The organism is Salinisphaera shabanensis E1L3A (assembly GCF_000215955.2).
Lineage (GTDB): Bacteria > Pseudomonadota > Gammaproteobacteria > Nevskiales > Salinisphaeraceae > Salinisphaera > Salinisphaera shabanensis.
Genome location: NZ_AFNV02000019.1, coordinates 1 through 21,423 on the forward strand (window position 1 = coordinate 1; position 21,423 = coordinate 21,423).

Here is a 21,423-nt window from a genome sequence, read left to right on the forward strand (position 1 = left end):
AATCCGGCGGGTTTTTCAGCAGCCCCCTAAAATCACGCCTCGCAAAACGCCGACGCCAATTCCCAACACGCGCACACAAAAAAGCCGGCTTCCAAACAAGCGGAAACCGGCTTCGATTTGAAACTTCACTTACCCTGCCCGCTCAAGCGAACAGAGGATGGCTTCTGTCTAAGAGTCTAGAGCAAGACGGATCAAACCGCCCTGCCAACACGAGGTATCAACGCTTCTCGTACTGCTTGCTACCAAACATATTCTCAAGCGCATCCTTATCCTGACTCAGATCAGTGTGATGATCCGCGAGAACCTGCAAACCCTTCTTCACGTTCTCTCGATCGCCAATCATTTCGAACCAGCGGCGTACGTTGGGGTAGTCGTCGATGTTCACGCCCTGGGTTTCGGCGCTGCGCAGCCACGGCCAGGTGGCGATATCGGCAATGGAGTAGTCGTTGCCGGCAAGGAACTTGAAGTCGGCCAGGCGGCGATCCATGACCCCGTAGATACGGTTGGCCTCGCTCTCATAGCGCTTGACCGCGTACTCGATCTTCTCGGGCGCGTACTTGTTGAAGTGGTGCGCCTGGCCGAGCATGGGGCCGACGCTGGCCATCTGGAACATGAGCCACTGCATGACGTCGTTACGCTTGACCGTATCCGTCGGCAGCAGCCGGCCGGTTTTCTCGGCCAGATAGATCAGCATAGCGCCGGACTCGAACAGGGCGTACGGCTTACCGTTGGGGCCGTCCTGATCGACCATCGCCGGAATCTTGTTGTTCGGGCTGATCTTGAGAAATTCTTCGCCGAACTGGTCGCCCTTGCCGATGTTGATCGGGTGGGCAGTGTATTCGAGCCCCATTTCCTCGAGGGCGATATGAATCTTGTGACCGTTGGGGGTGGTCCAGGTATAGAGATCGATCATGAACGGTCCTTCGTCTTTCGACGTATGCTTGTATTCACTTTATAAACCCTGAAGTTGCAGGGCATAGGCCATTATTCAAGACGCGCGCCACCAATCGGTCGGGCCGCGCGTTACAGCAAGGAGCATCGCATGAAGATACTTGTCGCAGGTTCACACGGGCAGATCGGCCAACGGCTGATCAAGGCGATTGCCGAGAGTGAACATACCTCGGTGGCCATGATTCGCAGCGCCGGCCAAGCGCCGGAGATGACGGCCCTGGGCGCACACGAAACCGTCATTGCCGATCTGGAGGACGATTGCAGCGAGGCGCTGGCGAACGTCGACACCGTGGTCTTCACCGCCGGCTCCGGCGGCCATACGCCGCCCGAGAAAACCGAGGACGTGGATCGCCACGGTGCGATTTCGTTGATCGACCAGGCCGTGGCCAACGGCGTACAGCGTTTCATCATGGTGTCGGCCATGAATGCCGACACACCCGAGAAAGGCCCCGAATCGATGCGGCACTATTTCGAGGCCAAGAAAGCCGCGGATGACCGTCTGCGGGCAGCCGGGCTGGATTACACGATCGTACGGCCGGGCAAGCTGACCAACGACGCCGGCACCGGCAACATTGAGCTGGCCGAATCTCTGGGCCGTACCGGCGAGATTACCCGCGACGACGTAGCCACCCTGCTGCTCGCGTTGGTGGATGAACCGGCCTCCTATAACCGCACGCTTGAAGTGCTCGCGGGCGATACGCCGATTGCCGAGGCGATCGAATCCCTGCAAGGGCTATGAGCGAGGCGTCGAACGAACGCCCCACCCGGCTGATGTTCGATGCGGACACGGCCGTAGCGCATCTGCGCGCGGTCGATCCCACGCTCGGCGCATTGATGGACCGCTGCGAGCCGTTTGCCCCATCGACCACGGCCGCGCCGGATGTCTTTCATTCGCTGGTGCGGGCGATCGTCTACCAGCAGTTATCCGGCAAGGCGGCCGGGACCATCCATCGCCGCCTGCTCGATGCGCTCGGCGGCGGCGATACGCCGGGAGCCCAGCGCATTGCAGACGCCGACGACGCCGCCCTGCGCGGCGCCGGCCTGTCGCAGAACAAGATGCTCAGCCTGCAGGCGCTCGCTGCGGCCCAGCTGGCCGGCGAACTGCCGGATGAGTCGCGCCTTGAAGATTACGACGACGCCGAGCTGATCGAACGTTATTCCGCCATCCGTGGCATCGGCCGCTGGACGGTGGAAATGCTGTTGCTGTTCCACCTCGGCCGGCCGGACGTGATGCCCATTCACGACCTGGGCGTACGCAAGGGCTACGCAATCACCTACGGGCGCGAAGAGCTGCCCAAGCCCAAACAGCTGGAGCGCGAGTGCGAAATCTGGCGGCCTTATCGGTCGGTGGGGAGTTGGTTCATGTGGCGAGCGCTTGAGTTGTAGGTTTGGGGTGATCGGGCTCTTGCGGGCCGGTGTCGAACAAAACCTTGAACTGCGAATTATTTACGCCGCTCATTCGAAACCGGTGGGTTCGAGCAGCCGGCGTACGGCATTCACGAGTTTATCGGACCTTTGGTTTCGCACTGCTATGCGAAACCCCACGCCCAAATTTACCTGCCCAGCTGATCCAGAACTCTAGAGATGTCGGTCATCGTCCCCTCAAAGCTCAAGAGTCCGACAATGCCACCGCCCGCTCGGCAGCCAAACGAACAGCTTCCCAATCGCCGCCAGCCACGGCGTCAGCAGACACCAGCCAACTACCCCCCACACAGGGCACACAATCCAGTGCCAGATAATCCCTTGCGGTGTCTTCCTTGATACCGCCCGTCGGACAAAACACGAGATCGGGAAATACGCTGGCGAACGCCTTGATCGCAGCGGGCCCGCCGACGACCGAAGCCGGGAACAGTTTGGTGGCGGTCACGCCCTGGCGTTTGAGATGGGCAATCTCGCTGACCGTCTGTGCACCGGGCAGATAGGCGATATCGCGGGCCTGCGCAACCGCGTTCACGTCGTCGGCGATGCCGGGCGAAACCATGAACTCGGCCCCCGCATCGATCGCCTGTTCGGCCTGGGCCTCGGTCCATACCGTGCCGGCGCCGACACAAATATCGTCGACCTGTTGGGCAATCGCTTCAATCGCGGCAAGGCCGGCTTCGGTGCGCAGCGTGACCTCGATCACGCGGATACCGCCGGCCACCAGCGCACGAGCAATTTCGACCGCCGATGCGGCATCGGACACCACCACGACCGGAATCACCGGCGCGATCGCCATGACCTGCCGGGTCTGAGCGTATTTCATTCCGCCGGCTCCTGTTCGGCGACCGTGGTGCGGGTTTCGGTCTCGGCCGGTTGCGCATCGAGCAGCGCACAGGCGCCCTCTTCGGCCGAGCCGACGTTGCGACGAAATACCGCGAACAGTTCGCGCCCGAAGCCGAATTCGCTTTCGGGTTGGTCGTCGAAGGTGGTGGGCTCGCGTGCTTCGAGTTCGGCGTCGTCCACTTCGACCCGTAGGTCCCCTGCCTCGGGGTCCAGCATGATCATGTCGCCATCGCGAATGCGGCCGATCAGACCGCCCAGGCGTGCTTCGGGCGTGATCTGGATCGCGGCGGGAATCTTGCCGGAGGCGCCGGACATACGCCCGTCAGTGATGAGCGCGACCTGATAGCCCTTGTCCTGCAAGACGCCGAGCGACGGCGTGAGCTTGTGCAGCTCGGGCATGCCGTTGCCGCGTGGGCCCTGGTTGATAACGACGATGGCCGTGTCCTGTTCCAGCTCGCCGGCCTGATAGGCCTCGAGCACATGCTCCTGGCTGGGGAACACGCGCGCCGGCGCATGGATGGTGCGGTGCTGTTTCTGGACTGCCGATATCTTGATGATGCCGCGCCCGAGATTGCCGGTGAGTACGCGCAACCCGCCTGTTGAAGCAAACGGGTCAGCCACGCCGCGCAGCACGTCGGTGTCGTGGCTTTGTTCCACGCCCTCGCGCCAGATCAGATCGTCGCCGTCGAGAAACGGCTCCTGCGTATAGCGATGCAGGCCGTCGCCGACCACGGTGGAGACATCGTTGTGCAGCAACCCGGCAGCCAGCAGTTCGCGGATCATGAACTGAATACCGCCGGCCGCGGCGAAGTGGTTCACGTCGGCCACGCCGTTGGGGTACACCCGGGCCAGCAGCGGCACCACGGCCGAGATTTCGGCGAAATCGGTCCAGTCGATCTTCACACCGGCAGCGCGGGCCATGGCCACGATATGCATGGTGTGGTTGGTCGACCCGCCCGACGCCAGCAGCCCGACGATGCCGTTGATCACCGATTTTTCATCCACGACACGCCCGATCGGACGATAGTCGTCAGAGAGTTCGGTGATGCCCACCACGCGCTCGGCGGCCGCCCGCGTAAGCGCCTCGCGTAGCGGCGTGTTCGGGTTGATGAACGATGCGCCCGGTAGATGCAGGCCCATGAATTCCATGAGCAGCTGGTTGGAATTCGCGGTGCCATAGAACGTGCAGGTGCCCGGCGAGTGGTAGGACATGGACTCGGCCTTGAGCAGCTCGTCGCGGCCGATTTCACCGGCGGCAAAACGCTGGCGCACCTCGGATTTGATCTTGTTCGACAGGCCGGTGGTCATCGGCCCGCCCGGCACGAAGATCACCGGCAGATGGCCGAACGACAGCGCGCCGATCGTCAAGCCCGGCACGATCTTGTCGCACACGCCCAGGCACAGGGCGGCGTCGAACATGTTGTGGGTCAGCGCGACCGCGGTGGCCATGGCAATGGTGTCGCGCGAGAACAGAGACAGTTCCATGCCGGGCTGACCCTGGGTCACACCATCGCACATGGCCGGCACGCCACCCGCAAACTGGGCTACGCCGCCGGCATCCCAGGCGGCTTTTTTGATAATCGGCGGAAAATCGCCCAGCGGCTGATGCGCCGAGAGCATTTCATTGTAGGCCGAGACGATCGCCACGTTCGGCCGCTGCTGGCCGGCGAGCGCGTCCTTGCCCGGCTTGTCCTCCACCGCAAAGCCGTGGGCGAGATTGCCGCAGGAGAGCTTGCCGCGATGCGGACCCACGCTTTGGGCGTGGTCGATCTTGGCCAGATACGTCGCCCGGGTATCGCGGCTGCGGGCGATCACGCGCTGGGTTACGGCGTCGATAACGGGATGCAGACTCATGGCTTGTCGCTCCAGCGGGCACGCGGCCCGCGTCTAGTCGGACCAGTACACGTCAACGGGCACGTGGCTTTGATGGATGACGCCCCGTACGGGATATTCGATAGCCGGCCCGGGCTCGCCTGCCATGTTGTAGACACGGCGCTTGGCATCGCCAAAGAACAGCAGATGGAGTGCGCGCGTGGCCAGCAGCCGGTTCAGACTCAGACTGATACGCGCCGGGCCGTCGCCCTCGCGTTCCGGCACCACGCATTCGGCGTTGCTGGTCATACAGGCTTCGATATTCGCGGCGTCCGGAAACAGGGAGGCGGTATGGCCGTCTTCACCCATGCCAAGCACCACGGCATCGAACAGACGCGGCAGTTGCGCCAGCTCGGCGTCGAGTTCGGCCTGCGCATCGATCGGGGTCGGCTTGTCGCGATACAGACCAAACAACCGGGCCGCGTTGCCCGGACCATAAAGCAGATGTTCGCGCAGCGCGGCTTCGTTGCTTTCAGGCTGATCGGGCGCGACCCAGCGTTCGTCGCTGGGCAGCACGGTGACCCGCGACCAATCCAGCTCGATCAGCGCCAGCCGTTCGAACAGACCGATCGGCGACGAGCCGCCGCTGAGTACCAGCGTGGCACGCCCGTTCTCGGCGATGCCCGCCCGTAGCTGCTCGGCCAATGTGGCCGCAAGCGCGTCGGCGCAGGCGTCGCGGTCCTTGAATTCGTGCAATGTCGGCATGGCTATTCCGGTTGGGCCCAACGGCGGTCGTCGCGATCGAGCAGCACGAATGAATCGGTCGGCCCCCAGCTGCCGGCCATGTATTCGTGGGTGCGCACGCCGCGCGTATGCCAGCTGTCGATAATACGGTCGATCCACGACCAGGCGGTTTCGATTTCGTCGCGGCGCATGAACAGCGCCGGGTTGCCGCGCAACACTTCCATGAGCAGGCGCTCGTAGGCGTCGGGATAGGTCACCGAAAACGCATCCGGAAAATTCAGGTTCAGCGGCAACGAGCGCATCCGGAAACCGCCCGGCCCCGGTTCCTTGGTCATCAGCGTGAGCTGGACGCCTTCTTCCGGTTGCAGGCTGAGCACGAGCCGGTTGGGCGTGAGCGGCTGGTCACCAAAAATGGAATGCGGCACCGGTTTGAACTGGAACACGATCTCGGAGAGCTTGCGTGCCATGCGCTTGCCGGTCCGCAGATAAAACGGCGTGCCGTTCCAGCGCCAGTTGTCGATTTCTGCCTTGATGGCAACGAAGGTTTCGGTGTCCTGCTCGGCGGTATTGATTTCGGGGTCGTCACCCTCTTCTCGATAGCCCGGCACGGGCTCGCCATCCACGATGCCCGCGGTATAGCGCCCGCGTACGGTCACGCGATCCACGACATCGAGGGTGATCGGCTTGAGCGCCCGCAGCACCTTGATCTTTTCGTTGCGGATATCGTCGTGGTGCATGCTCGCCGGCGGCTCCATCGCCACCATGCACAACAGCTGCAACATATGGTTCTGCACCATGTCGCGCAGCGCGCCGGTGCGGTTGTAGAAATCGAAGCGTTGGCCCACGCCCAGATTCTCGGCCACCGTGATCTGTACGTGATCGACTGCCCCGCGCGCCCAGAGCGGCTCGAAAAGGGAATTGCCGAAGCGCAGGGCCAGCACGTTCTGAACGGTTTCCTTGCCCAGATAATGATCGATGCGATAGATCTGCGATTCCGCGAATACGGCACCCACGGCGTCGTTGATATCGCGGGCCGAGTCGAAATCGTGGCCGACCGGTTTTTCCAGCACGATACGCGAGCGGGCGTCGGTCAGACTGGCATCCTGGAGCTGTTGGGCGACGGTGCCGAACAGCGACGGTGCCGTGGCCAGATAGAACACGCGGGCACGTTTCTTGTCTTCATCCAGCGCGGCGCCAAGATCGCCCCAGCCGGTATCGGCCTGCATATCCAGACCGACATGATGCAGCCGGGCCGCGAACCGCTGCCACACCTCGTCCTTGAGTTCCCTGGCGGACAGCTGTGATTCCAGCGTTTCGCGTACCCAGTTGCGATAGGCCTCGCTATCGATATCGCCGCGCGATACCGCGACGATCCGGCTGTCGTCGCTGAACTGGCCGTCGCCGTCGCGATGAAACAGCGCCGGTAATAGTTTGCGCTGCGCCAGATCACCGGTGCCGCCAAAGATTACGAGGTCGAAGGGATCGACCGGGACGAATTCAGCCATCGAAGCACACCGCCTGCCATGAGCACTGGGTCATCATGACATTTAACGTATGCAACGATTGATCCAATCGTTGCGCGTTCGTTGTTTGCGCCCGGTCCGTGGCTGCGCGAGCGCGTGGCGGCAAGTTTTAAAGCGCGGGCCAGGCGGCCCGCGCCAGTCGTCGGCGGCGAGGCCGGACAGCCCAGCCGCTCGCAGTGGTGCGTCTAGCCGCGTACAAGCACCAGCTTGCCGGCATGGTCGCCGGATTCCATCAGCCGATGCGCCTCCACCGCTTCTTCGAAGGCAAAGGCGCGATCAACAATCGGCTTGAGCTTGCCGGCTTCGAACAGCGGCAGCAGGCGGTCGTCGAACATCTGGGCGAGCATGATCTTGCGCTCCAGCGGCAGGCTGCGCATGGTCATGGCCACGAGGCTCAGGCGACGCATGAGCAGCTTGCCCATGTCGATCTCGCTCTTGCGCCCACCGATCAGCCCGATCTGGACCTGACGGCCTTCCGGACGCAGGGCATCGAAGTTGTCGGCCAGCGCCGGGCCACCCACGAAATCCAGCACGACGTGTGCGCCGCCGGTCTGTTCCTGTACGGCCTTGGCCACGCCGTCGTCGCCGTCTTCCAGGCCAAGGTCATAGGCCTTGTCGAACCCGATCGATTTGAAGCGCTGCTCCATTTCGTCGAGGCGCGCCTGCTTGCGGCTGGTGGCGATACCGCGTGCGCCCATGGCCTGAATGAGCTGCAGGCCGGCCTGGCCCACGCCCGAGGTCGCACCGCGTACCAGCGCCCACTGACCCGGCGCCAGTTCGCCCACGAGGAAAAGCCCGCGGTAAGCGGTAAGAAACGCTTCCGGCATGGCCGCGGCCTGCTCGAAGTCGTAGTGCGGCGGAATCGTAAGCGCTTCGCGTTCGTGCACCACCAGCTGCTCGGCATAGGAGCCGCCGCCGATCAGGCCCATCACGCGTTCGCCCACCTTGCGCGTGGTCACGCGATCGCCTACCGCGGCAACCTCACCGGCATATTCCAGACCGGGACGACGCACATCGAAACCGTTTGGCGGCGGGTAGCCGCCCTTGCGCTGCAATACGTCGGCCTGATTGATGCCGACCGCGCGCACGTCGACCAGAATCTCGTCCGGCCCCGGCTCGGGGGCGTCTATCGTCTTGAGTTCGAGCGCTTCCGGCGCGCCGGGTTCTTCTACCAGCCATGCCCGCATGGGGATCTCCTGAAATCGGGTTTTCTCAACCCGGCACAGGATATAGATAATCTTATTGGGTTAATAATGCGCGTATGCGAGCGCTTGTTCGCCGACGCCAAAGCTTGCGAAGCGATGGGCGCGCTCGATGGCGCATGGCCTTGAACACAGTGGATCATTCGCTGTTTGCACGTGCGATTAACGGAGCGTAGGCCGCACCGCCCTGCACGTCGTCAACGGCAAGTCAGGCATGCGACAGATTCAAACCGACCACGCCGATCAGCACCAGCGCAATACAGCCGGTGCGCCACCAGGTCATCGGTTCGTGAAATAGCGCCACGCCAATGAGCGTGATCAGCACGATGCCCAACCCGGCCCATACCGCATATGCCACACTGATTTCGAGGTGGCGTAGCGCAAGCGTCAGGCAAGCGAACGAGGCCGCATAGAACACCGCGATGCCCAGCGATGGCCACAAGCGCGTGAACCCCTCGGAGAACTTCATGCATGTGGTGCCGATCACCTCGAACACGATCGCGAATGCCAGCAGTACCGGTCCTTGGCTCATATCGAATCGCACTTTGCTAGAGAAAAGAAGAACATAAAGTGTGGCTTGCCGGAGACCGAATCGTAGCCACGGCTTCAGCGGGTATTCGTGCCAATCGCGCCGCACAATCCGCAACCACGATATGCCGACCACCGTCGCTCACTACGGCGATGACGACCCGCGCCCCTGTTTTGGTTACACTCAAGCGTGACAATTTCAGCGATACCGGTCTGTACGGCACAGGCCATAGCGGAGAACGACTTATGACCAAGATCCTGAGTTTTGCTAGCGCCCTGGCACTTACCGTCGCCATGAGCGGCTGCGCGAACTGGAGTTCCGGCGATACCGGCACCGTGCTCGGCGGCATCGCTGGCGGTGCGGCCGGTTCGCAGATCGGCAGCGGCAGCGGCACCACCATCGCAACCGTCGTGGGCACACTAGCAGGCGCCGCACTCGGCCGCCGTATCGGCAATAACTTCGGCCAGCGCGACCGCCAGCAGTTCGGCAGCGCGCTGGAGACCAATCAGACCGGCAATACGTCGAGCTGGAGCAATCCAGACACGAACTCGAATTATTCCGTCACGCCGACGCGCACCTACAATAGCGGCAGCCAGCCGTGTCGCGAGTTCACGATGAACGCTAACGTCGAGGGCAAGCCGGAGAAGGTCAACGGTACCGCCTGTCGTCAAAGCGACGGCAGCTGGAAAGTCCAGTCCTGAACCCAGCCGTAATCGTATCGAAGCCGGGCATCGCCCGGCTTCTTTTTTTTGAAACCCCACCCTTGAATCGAGAGCTGCCCGCCGATGTCGAAAGAGCGCCCGAATCGCAGTGATTACCCCTGGTTCTGCGACATGCCGACCCGCTGGATGGATAACGACGTTTACGGCCACGTAAACAACGTGACCTATTACTCGTATTTCGACACCGCGGCCAATCGCTATCTGATTGAAGTGGGCGGCCTGGATATTCACAACGCGCCGGTCGTGGGTTTCGTGGTCGAATCGCGCTGCCAGTACCACGCGCCGGTCGCTTTTCCCGAAAAGCTGGAGGCCGGGCTGATGGTCAAGCATCTGGGCAACCGTTCGACAACCTACGGTATCGGTATTTTCCAGGTCGGCGCCGATACACCGAGCGCTCATGGCGATTTCGTGCACGTATTCGTCAATCGCGAAACCAATCGCGCCGAGACGATTCCCAGCGCACTACGTGAAGCACTGGCGGCGATCCATGTGGCCGACGAGAACGTGGAGTAACCCGCCATGAGCACCGCGCCGCTCGAAGCCCGCGACTACAGCGCGACCGTCATCAACCCCAACGATGGCGTCGAGATCGCGATCACAGTCATGCAGCCGGCCCTCGCCGCCGGCGAAACGGCGCCGCTGATTCTGCACGGGCACGGATTCGGCGGCGCCCGGCTGGCCAATCGCCATGAGCGCTCGGTCTACGAGGTACTTTCGGGCGGTATTCTGCCGTCGACCGAGGCTGCCCGTCGTGCCGCCGACGACGGCTACTTCGTCATCAGTTTCGACCAGCGTGGTTTCGGCGACTCCGGCGGGCGCGTGGAAATCATGAACCCCGAGATCGAGGGCGTGGATATCAGCGCCATTCTCGACTGGGCCGAAAACGACATGCCCGAGCGCGACCGACTGGCTTATCGCGACGGCGATCCGGTGGTCGGTGGCCTGGGGCTATCCTATGGTGGTGGTTTCCAGCTCATCGGTGCCTGCATCGACCCTCGTTTCGACGCGCTCGTGCCGACCGCGACCTGGTACGACCTAAGCTATAGCCTGGCGCCGGATAACGTCGTCAAAACCGCCTGGGGAGCGGCACTGGTCGCCCTTGGCGTACCCACCTCCGGCGTACGGCTTGACCCGCTGCTCTATCGCGCGCTGGCAGAGGGGCTGGCGTCGACACTGACCGGCCGCGGGCTCTCGCAGACGGTGATCGACCGGCTCTACAACAGCAGCCCCGCGTCGTTCTATGCCGGCGAAATCGCACGCAATGGCCAGCGGGAGCCCTGCGATACACGGCGTACGCCCCGGGTCGACGTACTGCTCGTACAAGGCGTGGGCGATACGCTGTTCAATCTCAACGAAGCCGCCGCCAACGCGGATGCATTGCGCGCAGCCGGCAACGACGTCCACCTGATCGCCATGCAGTACGGGCACAGCCTGCCGTTTCTGCAGGATATCGACCGCATCGCCTACCAGACCGACGCGAGTCTGCGTATCGCGGGCGAGCACATCGAAACCAGTGTGCTCGAACTCGCCTATCTGGACTGGAAGCTCAAGGGCAAGACCCCGGCACAAGAGGTGCCGCGCAACATGATCGTGCTCGACGACGAAACGAGCCTGTTTTTCGATACGCTGCCCGTTGGCACCGGCGAACACGGGCCGACCGTGGAATTTGCCGGCGAGGCCACCACCGGCGGGCTTGACCTGCTGCTGGGCATCGTTCGGCGTCAGAGCGTGTCGCGAATCTGGTCGCTAGCAACCGGCACGGCTGGCAATGCCTGGGCTGCGCTCAAGCGCGTATTCAACCGCGACAAACCCGCCAGTGGCGACGAAACAGCGCTGGTTGCACGTCTGGTCAACGCCCTGCCCTCGGATCATCTCGACGAGCTGGCCAGCGGCGGCACTTTCATCGAACTCACCGCGATCGAGGCCGAAAATCAGGCGATCGCCGGTATCCCGCACATCGAGATCGAGATCAGCGGCAGCGACCGCAATCCGATCGCGTTCGTGGGCATCGGCGTTCAGCGCGCCGGCTACGGCGCAACGATTCTGCTCAACAAGCAGGTGCGCCCGATTCGCGGTGGTGGCCGGCGCAGTCTCGACCTGAATGGTGTGAGCCATCGCCTGCATGCCGGCGATCGACTGGGCCTGCTGGTGTACGGCTATCATCCCCAGTATCTGGCCAGTTTTTCTGCGATCCCCGGGCGGATTCGAGTGAGTGGGCGCATCGCCCTGCCTATCGTCGACGTAACTTGATCGATTCGTCGTACTTACCGCAGGCGAGTTCGTTCGTGCCTGTCACCAATGAAAAGGAGTCCGCATGAGTGCGCTTGCGGCGTTTGGCGTGGGCCTGGCGACGGCCGCGATATTGCTCACGCTGGTGTGGGTCATCCAGCTGTTCACCCGCAATGCCGGGCTGGTCGATGTCGTATGGTCGGCTGCGGTCGGCGTGATCGCGGCCGAATATGCGCTACTGGGCGATGCACCGGCTGCAGCGCGCATTCTGCTCGCCGCGCTGGCGCTGACCTGGGCGCTACGACTGGCAGGATATCTGGCCAAACGCATGCGCGGCGCGCCGGAGGACTCGCGCTATGCCGCGGCGCGCGAAGCCTGGGGCGCCAAAGCCGACCTTTACATGCTGGGCTTCTTCCTGTTTCAGGCAGTGGCGGCGTCGATACTCTCGATTCCATTTCTGGTGATTGCCTATATGCCGGAAGCACCGTCGCTGGCCGTTGCGCTGACGGCCATCGCGGTATGGTTCGTATCGGTGGTGGGCGAAGGTATGGCCGATGCCCAGCTGCATCGCTTCAAGCAAAACCCGGAGAACCGCGGCAAGGTATGCGCACAGGGGCTTTGGCGCTACTCTCGGCATCCGAACTATTTTTTCGAATCGCTGCATTGGATAACCTATGTTGTTCTTGCAATCGGCGCGCCATATTGGTGGGCGACACTGGCTAGCCCGGTGATCATGGCGTGGCTATTGCTACGGGTTTCGGGTATTCCCACGATCGAAAACAAGAAAGCGTCGGAAAAACGCGAAGGTCACGATGAATACGTACGCCGTACGAGCGCGTTCATTCCCTGGCCGCCAAAACAATAAACAATGATCAAGGAGAACGTTCTTGAGTAGCCTGGCGATAGATTGGTGCGAGCGGGGCATCGTGCCCGATCCGATTGCGCGCACCGGGATGCGGCGGCTGATCGCCAGCCGGCTGTCCAGCCGCGAGGCGCGCGACCCGGAATGGCGCAGCAACCATATGCGGCGCTTCATCGATCGCGCCTCGACCGGGCCGATCGCTCAACATACTGAAGACGCCAATGCGCAGCACTATGAACTGCCGCCGGCATTCTTCGAGCATGTACTGGGTGCGCACCGCAAATACAGCGGCTGCCTGTTCGAGCCAGGTATAAAAACGCTCGACCAGGCCGAGCACGCCATGCTCGCGCTCTACGCGGAGCGCGCGCGCCTGCACGACGGCCAGCGGATCCTGGATCTGGGCTGTGGCTGGGGTTCGTTTGCGCTATGGGCCGCCAAACGCTTTCCCAGCGCCGAGATCCTTGCAGTGTCGAATTCCAACGCGCAACGCGAAGCCATCGAAGCGATCGCGCAGGAGCGCGGGCTAAATAACCTGCGCGTCGAAACCTGCGATATCAACGACTTCGATCCGGGAGCACAACGCTTCGATCGCGTCGTGTCGGTCGAAATGTTCGAACACATGCGCAACTATCGCGAGTTGTTCGCCCGCATCAGCCGCTGGCTGGTCGACGACGGCCGTCTGTTCGTGCACGTATTCGCACACAAGTTGCTCGCCTACGCGTTCGAAAACGACGGCGACTACGACTGGATGGCACGTTATTTCTTCACCGGCGGCATCATGCCCAGTGAGCATCTGTTCGCACATTTTCAGGAAGACATGCGTCTGCGCAAACACTGGTGGCTGTCAGGCAACCACTATTGCGACACCGCGAACAGCTGGCTGCAACGCATGGATGCGGCCGAAAAGCCGATCATGAAAATCTTTCGCGAAACCTATGGCGACGCTGAAGCCGAGCGCTGGTTTCAACGCTGGCGCATGTTCTTCATGGCCGTAGCCGAATTGTTCGGCTATAGCGACGGCAACGAATGGGGCATTGCCCATTATCTGTTCGTGCCGCAACGCCACCGCGCCGACTGAGCAATACGTCATGCATAACAATAAAGCGCTACGCCCTCTTGCCTTCGTGCTCGCAAGCAGCGTGCTCGTATTTACAGCGACCGGTGTATTGGCCCAAAACAGCGACCAGAGCAACGACACGCGCTGCTTCAATGGTTACGGCTATACGCTCGACGGCGGCGAATACCGTTATACAGAACATCACGAGCAACACTTCGCGGGCGACACCCTGCGTAGCTGGGACGTGACCTACGTCGGCACGAACGGCGATACCATCGCCACCAAGCATCTGGAGTTCGCCGACAGCGAAACCGTGCCGACATACAAGCTCGAAATACCGGCGGACGGCTATGTCGAAGGTATTCGACACGATAACGGCCGCTGGACGATGTTCCGGCGTGAATCGGCCAATGCCGACGAACAAACCAAGGATTTCACGATCGAGCCGCCGATGGCCGCCGACTCCGGCTTCGACCGGCTCGTGCGCCAGCATTTCGACGAACTCACAGCAGGCCAGACCGTCCCCTTCAAATTCGCGGCCGCCGGCCGTCAGGCGGTGATCAAACTACGTGCGAAACAAACCGGTACGACCACGTTCGAGGGCAAGCAGGCGCTGGTCTTCGATGCCGAACTCGACATGTTCCTGGTCAATTTCTTTGTCGACTCGCTCAAGCTCACCTACGATCCCGACACCAAGCGCCTGCTCGAATATGAGGGCATCGGCAATATGCATAACGATGCGGGCGAGGTGTATCCCGTACGCGTGACCTACGCCAGCGAGATGCCACAGATCGCCAGACAACAGGGCGCACCCGCCGCCGAGTGCAACTAATACGAGATCGCTAGGCCGGCGCGAGTGTGACGCGCAGCCCGTCCAGCGGTTCGCTGAACGCGATCTGACAGGTCAGTCGCGAATGGTTTTCGCCCACGTCGAAGGCCATGTCGAGCATGTCTACTTCGTCGGCGTCGGCCGGTTCGAGACACGTCATCCAGGCGTCGTCGATATAGCAGTGACAGGTAGCACAGGCACAACAACCGCCACAGGACGTCTCAATCGGCAGCGCGGCGTCCCAGATGATCTCCATGATTTTGGGTCCGGGCTGTGCTTCCAGCGCCAGATGGCGCCAGAAGCCGGTGTTCTTGCTCAAAACCCGAGTGGAATCGCCCAGCCCGATACGCAGGGCAATGCCAAGCAGCTTGTGCCGCTCGATGACGCCGGGAAGACCGATATACACCGGCAGCGCCACGCCGCGGTCGCGCGTACGCACGAGCCAGCACTCGATCGTATCGGCATCGAAACAGATTTGGCTGACCATATGCCCAGCGAAGAAGCAGTTCGCATCGAGTGCTTCGTTGAGCAGCTGGGGGCCATCGCGGCATGGCCCTCCCGATAGCAGGGAATGCCCATGCTCTGCAGGTGCGGGGCGATTTCGGCGAGGGCCGCGATCAGGTCAGCGCCGCCGGCAAACGGGCCGGCGCTGCTGTCGCCGTCACCGCCGATCACGAACACATCGCCGATGCCCGCCGTATCGAGACACGCCACGGTGTCTTGCAGATGGGCGTGGCTTTCGAACCGGCGCGCGGCCAGATGGGTCTCGACGCGGTACCCGCAAGCGCGCAACTGTTCGGCCAGGTCTATCGTCGCGGCGACGCCGCGGCTCGGCGAGCAGGTCACCGTGACCACCGAGCCCTGCGGCAACCCGAGCGCCGCATCGAGCGCGCCGGGCATGAGAATAAGCTCGTAGCGCGGCGTACAAAGTCTGGCGGTGGGCGTGGTTCACGATGCTCACGCCTTAGGCAAGAATCTGCGACGCTGCGCGTCGCAGCCGATGAAGGCGTGGTTGCGGCCGATCTGGAAAGCCGGCTTAGACACCGAACGCGCGCGCCTACATGGCGTGACGCCGGTCCCGGCGAACCAGTCGAGTTGAACGGCAACATGGCCCAAGGCATCGCTCCTACGGGTGAATGAACCCGGCTGCCCAGACCTCGTCGCAAAACGACCAAGGCCTGGGCGGCACTTAGGAGATACGCTATCGGGCACGAATGCCCGGCAAAGGCGTCAATGCGACCGTGGCTGTCGTAAATGCGCCATCGAGGCGAGCCGGGTGCGGCCGCGCGGGCAAGTCAGTCGATGACCGAATGGCCACCGACTGACTCACGACGCATCGGCCGCTGTGCCGCCGTTGATTTAGCTATGGCCGCGGATTTCCGGCTGGCGTGCCATCCAGGGCTGGAGCCGCTCGAAGGCTTCCTCGATCTTCTCCATCGAGGTCGAGTAGCTGATGCGCATCAGGCTGTTCGAATCCTCGCCGAAGGCATCGCCCGGAATCACGCATACGCCGGTTTCCTCGAGCATGCGCATGCACAGGTTGCCGCCATCCACGCCATGCGGCAACGAGGGTGCGATATAGAACGCCCCCTGCGGCCAGTAACCGGTCAGGCCCGGCGTATCGGCCACCAGATCCACCACCCGGTCACGACGGCGCGAGTATTCGCGCACCATTTCATCGACACAGCTCTGATCGCCCACCAGAGCCGCGACACCGGCCCACTGTGCTGGTGTACTGGCCACCGTGGTCGTGAACATGTGATAGCGGCGCAGGGTACGAATCGTGTTCTGGTCGGCCACGATCCAGCCCACGCGCAGCCCGGGCATGGCATAAGTCTTGGAAAAGCTCGAAACCACCGACACGCCGTCGAGATCGGTGGCGCAGGACAGAACACTCGGGTAGTCGATATCGTCCAGAATGAGGTTGTCGTAGACCTCATCCGACAGAATCTCGACGCCTCGATAAGCCGCCTCCTGACACAGCCATTCCACGGTTTCGCGCGGATACACCGTGCCGGTGGGATTGCTCGGCGAATTGAGGATGATGGCGTGCGTGTTCGGCCCGATCATGTTGATGATGCGCTCGGGGTCGATCTGATGCCCTTCGCTGGCCTTGGTTGGCACCGTGCGCACCTGGCCGCCATTCATGCGAATCAAAGGCGCATAAAGCAGGAAAGTCGGGTCCGCGATAATGAATTCACGCCCGGGTGCCGCCATGGCCGTAATCAGCAGATAGATACCTTCCGTGGCACCCGTGGTGATCAGAAAATTGTCTTCGGTCAGCGTGCTGCGATAGCGCGCATTGTAGTACTCCTTGAGCGCGGTCAGCAGCTCAGGCAGCCCGGCGTCCATGGTGTAACCGGTCTGGCCCGCTTCGAGCGCATGGATATGGGCATCGATAATGTGGCGCGGCGTCGCAAAATCCGGCTGACCGATCGACAGATGTACGACGTCATCGAGTTCAGCGGCTCGATTGACCATACGTCGAATGCCCGAAATCGGGATTGCGTGCATAGCCGGATTCCAGACCAGACGGTCGCGCACGTAACGCTCATCCGGGTCCGCGGATAGGATCTCATTGCTCTTCTTCAAATTCGCGACCATGGGTGCCTCTTGACGCAGGATAGGAATGGCTAAGGCGGCCATAGCGCGAGCGTAGGCAGGTCTTGCAAGCCCGGTCAAGACGAGTGGACACAGGGATTTGAAGCGGCTATTGACGCTTGACTCGGGCTCTGGGTACCGTGCGGCATGATTAATGAAACTGCGCGGTTCGTGAACACGGTAACGCCCACCCCTGCATGAGCCACAACCCTGACCATACACGCCCCGAGCACGCCGTCGAAGCCGACGAACCGCGACCTCGGATAACCGTTTTAAGCGACACCGCCGAAGGCCCGGCCTCGATAGAGCGCCTGCGTGACTACGGCGATATCCGTGTGGCCCATGACGAAACCAGCCTGCGCGAAGCCCTGCCCGGTAGCGAGATCCTGCTCGTCACCGATTTTCGTACCGAAGCGCTCGAGGCGGCCTGGCCGGCCGCGGACAGCTTGCGCTGGGTACATGCAGCAAGCGCCGGTGTCGACCAGCTCATGTTCGACGCGCTGGTCGACTCCGATATCCCGGTAACCAATGCGCAGGGCATTTTCGACCGTAGCATTGCTGAATACGTGTTGGGCGCAATTCTCATGTTCGCCAAGGACACCCGCGCCAATATTGCCTACCAACAGCAACGCCGCTGGGTACATCGCGATACCGAAAGCATTTTCGGCAAACGCGTGCTGGTGGCCGGCGCGGGATCGATCGGACGTGAAATCGGACGGCTATGCAAGGCCGTCGGCATGGATGTCACCGGTATCGCCCGGCGCGCGCGTGACGGCGACGAGGTCTTTTCGGCCGTGCATGCCGCCGACGATATCGATGCCCATCTGCCTGACGCCGATTACGTCGTCGTAGCGGCGCCGCTGACCGAGGCCACCGAACACTGGTTCGATGCGCGACGCTTCGCAGCCATGGCGAAGCATGCGCGCTTTATCAACATCGGACGCGGGCCGATCGTGGTTACCGACGATCTGGTCGATGCGCTCGTCAACCAACAGATCGCGGGTGCCGCGCTCGACGTGTTCGAACAGGAACCGCTGCCGGCCGAGCATGCGCTGTGGGGCATGGGCAACGTTCTGATGTCTGCACACATGGCCGGCGATTTCATCGGCTGGCGTGACGCATTGATCGACCAGTTTCTCGACAACCTCGAACGCTGGCAACGCGGCGACACGCTGTTCAACGAAGTCAGCAAGCACCATGGCTACGCGCCAGGTTCCGCGTGAGCGTTCGCCACACCTTCGAGGCTTTAAAAAGGTCGGTTACGCCCCGATCACTGATAGAGCGTCGACACATGCATTGCTATCGGGCCACCGTAAGCGCCCGTCACCTTATTCATAGACTCAAGTCGTCAAGACAGGACCGAGGACACTCATGATCGAATCGTATCTGCTCAAGCATATTTCCGGTTATATCGACGGCCAGTGGGTCGAGGCTGACTCCGGCGAGAAGGTCGAGGTCCTCAACCCGGCGAACGGCAAGGTGCTGGCGGAAATGCCCAAGATGGGCCAGGCCGAAACGCAGCGCGCCATCGAAGCCGCAAAAGCGGCCTTGAAACCCAACGATATCGAGACCCGTCGCGAATGGCTCGAAGATATCCGCGATGCCCTGATCGATGAAAAGGAAGAGATCGGTCGTATCCTATGTCTCGAACACGGCAAGCCGTGGAAGGAAGCCCAGGGCGAGGTGGAATACGCCGCCGGCTTCTTTGACTACTGCGCGAAGAATATCGACGTTCTCAAACCCGAGGAACTCGAAGAGAAAGCCAAGGACTGCAGCTGGACGGTTCACCACCGCCCGGTCGGCGTGGTTGGCCTGATCACGCCCTGGAACTTCCCGATCGGCATGATCGCCAAGAAAATCGCCCCCGCGATCGCCGCCGATTGCCCGAGCGTGATCAAGCCGGCCAGCGAAACACCGCTGACCATGATTGCCATGTTCCAGCTCTTCCACGAGCGCCTCGAGCTGCCCAAGGGCTATGTGAACCTGGTGATGGGTTCGTCCAGCCAGATCGGCGGCGAGCTGATGTCCTCGCCGGACGTGACCATGATCTCGTTCACCGGCTCCACCGAAGTCGGCAAACTGCTCATCGAGCAGAGCAAGGATCACGTCAAGAAGCTCGGTCTCGAGCTGGGCGGCAACGCGCCGTTCATCGTCTTCGACGATGCCGATATCGACCATGCCACCACGCAGCTGGTCGGGAACAAGTTCCGTGGCGGCGGCCAGACCTGTGTCTGTGCCAACCGGATCTATGTCCAGTCCGGTGTGTATGAAGAGTTCACCGACAAGCTGGTCGAGAAGGTCAAGGCGCTCAAGGTCGGCGACGGCATGGACGAAGACATCGATGTCGGCCCACTGATCAACAAGGCCGGCTTCGAGAAGGTCCAGAACCACGTGGCCGACGCGCTTTCGAAAGGTGCCAAGCTGGTTGCCGGCAAGCATCCGGACGAACTCGACGCCGAAAAGAACCTGTTCTACACGCCCACCGTCGTGACCGGCGTGACCCACGACATGGCCTGCTGCAAGGAAGAAACCTTCGGCCCGCTGGTGCCGATGATCGAATTCGACGATGAAGACGAAGTCATCGAGCTGGGCAACACCACGGAATTCGGCCTGGCGTCGTATGTATTCACTTCCGACGAAAAACGCGCCGAGAAGACGATCCGTGGCTTGCACTTCGGTCATTGCGGCTGGAACACCGGCACCGGCCCGGCGCCGCATGCCCCGTTCGGCGGCATGAAGCAGTCGGGCATCGGCCGTGAAGGCGGCGACGAAGGCATCATGGAATTCGTCGAAGTCCAGACCGTGCCGCGCGGCAAGTAACGCGGCGCGCAAGCGTCTACAAGCCGGCGGGTGCTCCCGCCGGCTTTTTTTTGCCCAGCCTTCATGTTGCGCGATTATGCATTGCAGGCGCCGGCGTCGTCGGCGTATGTTGCAAGCCTTAGTCGCGTGCCGAGCGCTGGCCGCTATTCATTTTCGACCAAACGGAAACTGTTGCCGTGAAAGCCTATTTCGACCCGATCCAGAACGAGCACATCCCGAAAAGCTATCTGACCCGCGGGCAGATGCGCGAACCACAGGAAGTCCCGGCCCGCACGCCACCGCTGGTTGCCGCGCTCGAAGGTTTGGATGTGGAAGTCGGCAAACCGGTCGATCACGGTATGACCGTGATTTCGCAGGTTCACGATCTAGGCTATCTGCGCTTTCTGGAATCCGCGCACCGCCGCTGGATGGAAATCCCGGACGATTGGGGCAACGAGGTGATGTCGAACATCTTCGTGCGCTCGCCCAATCCGCTCAAGGGCATACTGGCCGAATCGGCCCGCTATCAGGCCGACGGCAGCTGCCCGATCGGCGAAGGCACCTGGAAGGCGGCCTATGCCTCGGCCCAGACCGCGCTCACCGCGGCGGACGATATCCTCGCCGGCGAGCGCTTTGCCTACGGTTTGTGCCGGCCGCCGGGCCATCATGCGCGTCGCGACGGTGCCGGCGGATTCTGCTATCTGAACAACGCCGCGATCGCTGCCGAAGCCCTGCGCACCAAGTTCCAGCGCGTGGCGATTCTCGACCCCGACATGCACCACGGCCAGGGTATCCAGGAGATCTTCTGGGAGCGCGACGACGTGCTCTATATCTCCATCCACGGCGATCCGACCAACTTCTATCCGGTGGTCACCGGCCATGCCGACGAACGCGGTGCAGGCGCGGGCTATGGTTACAACATCAATCTGCCGATGCCGCACGGCTCGCCGGAAGAGACCTTCTTCGAAAAACTCGATGAAGCCGTTGCCGCGATCAAGCTCTTCGGCGCGGACGTGCTGGTGTTGCCGCTGGGCTTTGACATCTACGAAAACGATCCGCAGGCCAAGGTTTCGGTCACCACCGAAGGGTTTGCCCGTATTGGCAAGGCCATGGCTGAACTGGACATGCCGGTGTGCGTGATTCAAGAAGGCGGCTACGATGTCGATCATCTGCAGGACAACGCACACCAGTTCTTTTCTGGCCTGCTCGGCCGATAAAGACGGGTAGATGCCGGGCCCTCGGCCCGGCGTCGTTGTTCACGCAGGCTGCTGACACGCCGGAACGCTCAGCGCCCTAAC

21 protein-coding genes are annotated in these 21,423 nt (G+C 62.1%); 12 read left to right on the top strand and 9 right to left on the bottom strand.

From position 1 onward, the window contains the following. Positions 1-217 precede the first annotated feature (217 nt). Complete coding sequence (locus tag SSPSH_RS12350) at positions 218-913, bottom strand: glutathione binding-like protein (RefSeq protein ID WP_006912171.1); 696 nt, start codon at positions 911-913, stop codon at positions 218-220. A gap of 129 nt (positions 914-1,042) precedes the next feature. Here SSPSH_RS12350 and SSPSH_RS12355 point away from each other — a divergent pair, with 129 nt between their 5' ends. Beyond that, complete coding sequence (locus SSPSH_RS12355) at positions 1,043-1,690, top strand: SDR family oxidoreductase (protein WP_006912170.1); 648 nt, start codon at positions 1,043-1,045, stop codon at positions 1,688-1,690. Next, positions 1,687-2,337: a DNA-3-methyladenine glycosylase family protein gene (locus SSPSH_RS12360; protein WP_006912169.1), complete on the top strand. Its 651-nt coding sequence runs from the start codon at positions 1,687-1,689 to the stop codon at positions 2,335-2,337. The genes SSPSH_RS12355 and SSPSH_RS12360 overlap by 4 nt, the downstream gene beginning before the upstream one ends. A gap of 223 nt (positions 2,338-2,560) precedes the next feature. On the opposite strand, the gene eda is transcribed toward SSPSH_RS12360, so the two are convergent. The 6 genes from eda to SSPSH_RS12390 form a co-directional block, all read right to left on the bottom strand. Further along, positions 2,561-3,196, bottom strand: coding sequence for a bifunctional 4-hydroxy-2-oxoglutarate aldolase/2-dehydro-3-deoxy-phosphogluconate aldolase (gene eda, locus SSPSH_RS12365; protein WP_006912168.1), 636 nt, complete (start codon positions 3,194-3,196; stop codon positions 2,561-2,563). Continuing rightward, positions 3,193-5,070: a phosphogluconate dehydratase gene (gene edd / locus SSPSH_RS12370; protein WP_006912167.1), complete on the bottom strand. Its 1,878-nt coding sequence runs from the start codon at positions 5,068-5,070 to the stop codon at positions 3,193-3,195. The genes eda and edd overlap by 4 nt, the downstream gene beginning before the upstream one ends. Positions 5,071-5,103: 33 nt before the next feature. Beyond that, the gene (pgl, locus tag SSPSH_RS12375) at positions 5,104-5,793 is read right to left on the bottom strand and encodes a 6-phosphogluconolactonase (RefSeq protein ID WP_006912166.1); all 690 of its coding nucleotides are present in this window, start codon (positions 5,791-5,793) and stop codon (positions 5,104-5,106) included. Between the two features lie 2 nt (positions 5,794-5,795). Next, positions 5,796-7,277, bottom strand: coding sequence for a glucose-6-phosphate dehydrogenase (gene zwf, locus SSPSH_RS12380; protein ID WP_006913684.1), 1,482 nt, complete (start codon positions 7,275-7,277; stop codon positions 5,796-5,798). 203 nt (positions 7,278-7,480) lie between these two features. Next, positions 7,481-8,482 (bottom strand): NAD(P)H-quinone oxidoreductase, encoded by a 1,002-nt coding sequence (locus tag SSPSH_RS12385; protein WP_006912164.1) that lies wholly within the window; start codon positions 8,480-8,482, stop codon positions 7,481-7,483. A 223-nt stretch (positions 8,483-8,705) separates the two neighbouring features. Then, complete coding sequence (locus SSPSH_RS12390; RefSeq protein ID WP_021031761.1) at positions 8,706-9,029, bottom strand: DMT family transporter; 324 nt, start codon at positions 9,027-9,029, stop codon at positions 8,706-8,708. A gap of 242 nt (positions 9,030-9,271) precedes the next feature. Between SSPSH_RS12390 and SSPSH_RS12395 the strand changes: the two genes are divergently transcribed. The 6 genes from SSPSH_RS12395 (at position 9,272) to SSPSH_RS12420 (ending at position 14,728) form a co-directional block, all read left to right on the top strand. Beyond that, entirely contained in the window at positions 9,272-9,727 is a 456-nt protein-coding gene (locus tag SSPSH_RS12395; RefSeq protein ID WP_006912162.1) for an RT0821/Lpp0805 family surface protein, read from the top strand. An 84-nt stretch (positions 9,728-9,811) separates the two neighbouring features. Beyond that, positions 9,812-10,261, top strand: a complete 450-nt coding sequence (locus tag SSPSH_RS12400) for an acyl-CoA thioesterase (RefSeq protein WP_006912161.1) — start codon at positions 9,812-9,814, stop codon at positions 10,259-10,261. A gap of 6 nt (positions 10,262-10,267) precedes the next feature. After that, complete coding sequence (locus SSPSH_RS18025) at positions 10,268-11,998, top strand: CocE/NonD family hydrolase (protein WP_006912160.1); 1,731 nt, start codon at positions 10,268-10,270, stop codon at positions 11,996-11,998. 64 nt (positions 11,999-12,062) lie between these two features. Then, positions 12,063-12,842 (top strand): DUF1295 domain-containing protein, encoded by a 780-nt coding sequence (locus tag SSPSH_RS12410; RefSeq protein WP_006912159.1) that lies wholly within the window; start codon positions 12,063-12,065, stop codon positions 12,840-12,842. Positions 12,843-12,864: 22 nt separating this feature from the next. After that, positions 12,865-13,917 carry an SAM-dependent methyltransferase gene (locus SSPSH_RS12415; RefSeq protein ID WP_006912158.1) on the top strand — a complete coding sequence of 351 codons (1,053 nt, stop codon included), beginning with the start codon at positions 12,865-12,867 and terminating at the stop codon, positions 13,915-13,917. Positions 13,918-13,927: 10 nt separating this feature from the next. Continuing rightward, the gene (locus SSPSH_RS12420; RefSeq protein WP_006912157.1) at positions 13,928-14,728 is read left to right on the top strand and encodes a hypothetical protein; all 801 of its coding nucleotides are present in this window, start codon (positions 13,928-13,930) and stop codon (positions 14,726-14,728) included. Positions 14,729-14,738: 10 nt separating this feature from the next. On the opposite strand, the gene SSPSH_RS18515 is transcribed toward SSPSH_RS12420, so the two are convergent. Beyond that, positions 14,739-15,212: a 2Fe-2S iron-sulfur cluster-binding family protein gene (locus tag SSPSH_RS18515; RefSeq protein WP_006912156.1), complete on the bottom strand. Its 474-nt coding sequence runs from the start codon at positions 15,210-15,212 to the stop codon at positions 14,739-14,741. A gap of 62 nt (positions 15,213-15,274) precedes the next feature. Here SSPSH_RS18515 and SSPSH_RS12430 point away from each other — a divergent pair, with 62 nt between their 5' ends. Continuing rightward, positions 15,275-15,865, top strand: coding sequence for a hypothetical protein (locus tag SSPSH_RS12430; RefSeq protein ID WP_006913685.1), 591 nt, complete (start codon positions 15,275-15,277; stop codon positions 15,863-15,865). A 219-nt stretch (positions 15,866-16,084) separates the two neighbouring features. Here the strand turns inward: SSPSH_RS12430 and SSPSH_RS12435 are convergent, their stop codons facing one another. Beyond that, complete coding sequence (locus SSPSH_RS12435) at positions 16,085-17,329, bottom strand: pyridoxal phosphate-dependent aminotransferase (protein WP_006912154.1); 1,245 nt, start codon at positions 17,327-17,329, stop codon at positions 16,085-16,087. 194 nt (positions 17,330-17,523) lie between these two features. Here SSPSH_RS12435 and SSPSH_RS12440 point away from each other — a divergent pair, with 194 nt between their 5' ends. The 3 genes from SSPSH_RS12440 to SSPSH_RS12450 all read left to right on the top strand — a co-directional run bounded on the left by SSPSH_RS12440 (position 17,524) and on the right by SSPSH_RS12450 (position 21,342). Then, on the top strand, positions 17,524-18,549 hold the full coding sequence (locus SSPSH_RS12440) for a D-2-hydroxyacid dehydrogenase (RefSeq protein ID WP_006912153.1): 1,026 nt from the start codon (positions 17,524-17,526) through the stop codon (positions 18,547-18,549). Between the two features lie 148 nt (positions 18,550-18,697). Further along, on the top strand, positions 18,698-20,146 hold the full coding sequence (locus tag SSPSH_RS12445) for an NAD-dependent succinate-semialdehyde dehydrogenase (protein WP_006912152.1): 1,449 nt from the start codon (positions 18,698-18,700) through the stop codon (positions 20,144-20,146). 176 nt (positions 20,147-20,322) lie between these two features. Next, positions 20,323-21,342 carry a histone deacetylase family protein gene (locus SSPSH_RS12450; RefSeq protein WP_006912151.1) on the top strand — a complete coding sequence of 340 codons (1,020 nt, stop codon included), beginning with the start codon at positions 20,323-20,325 and terminating at the stop codon, positions 21,340-21,342. Positions 21,343-21,423: the final 81 nt, after the last annotated feature.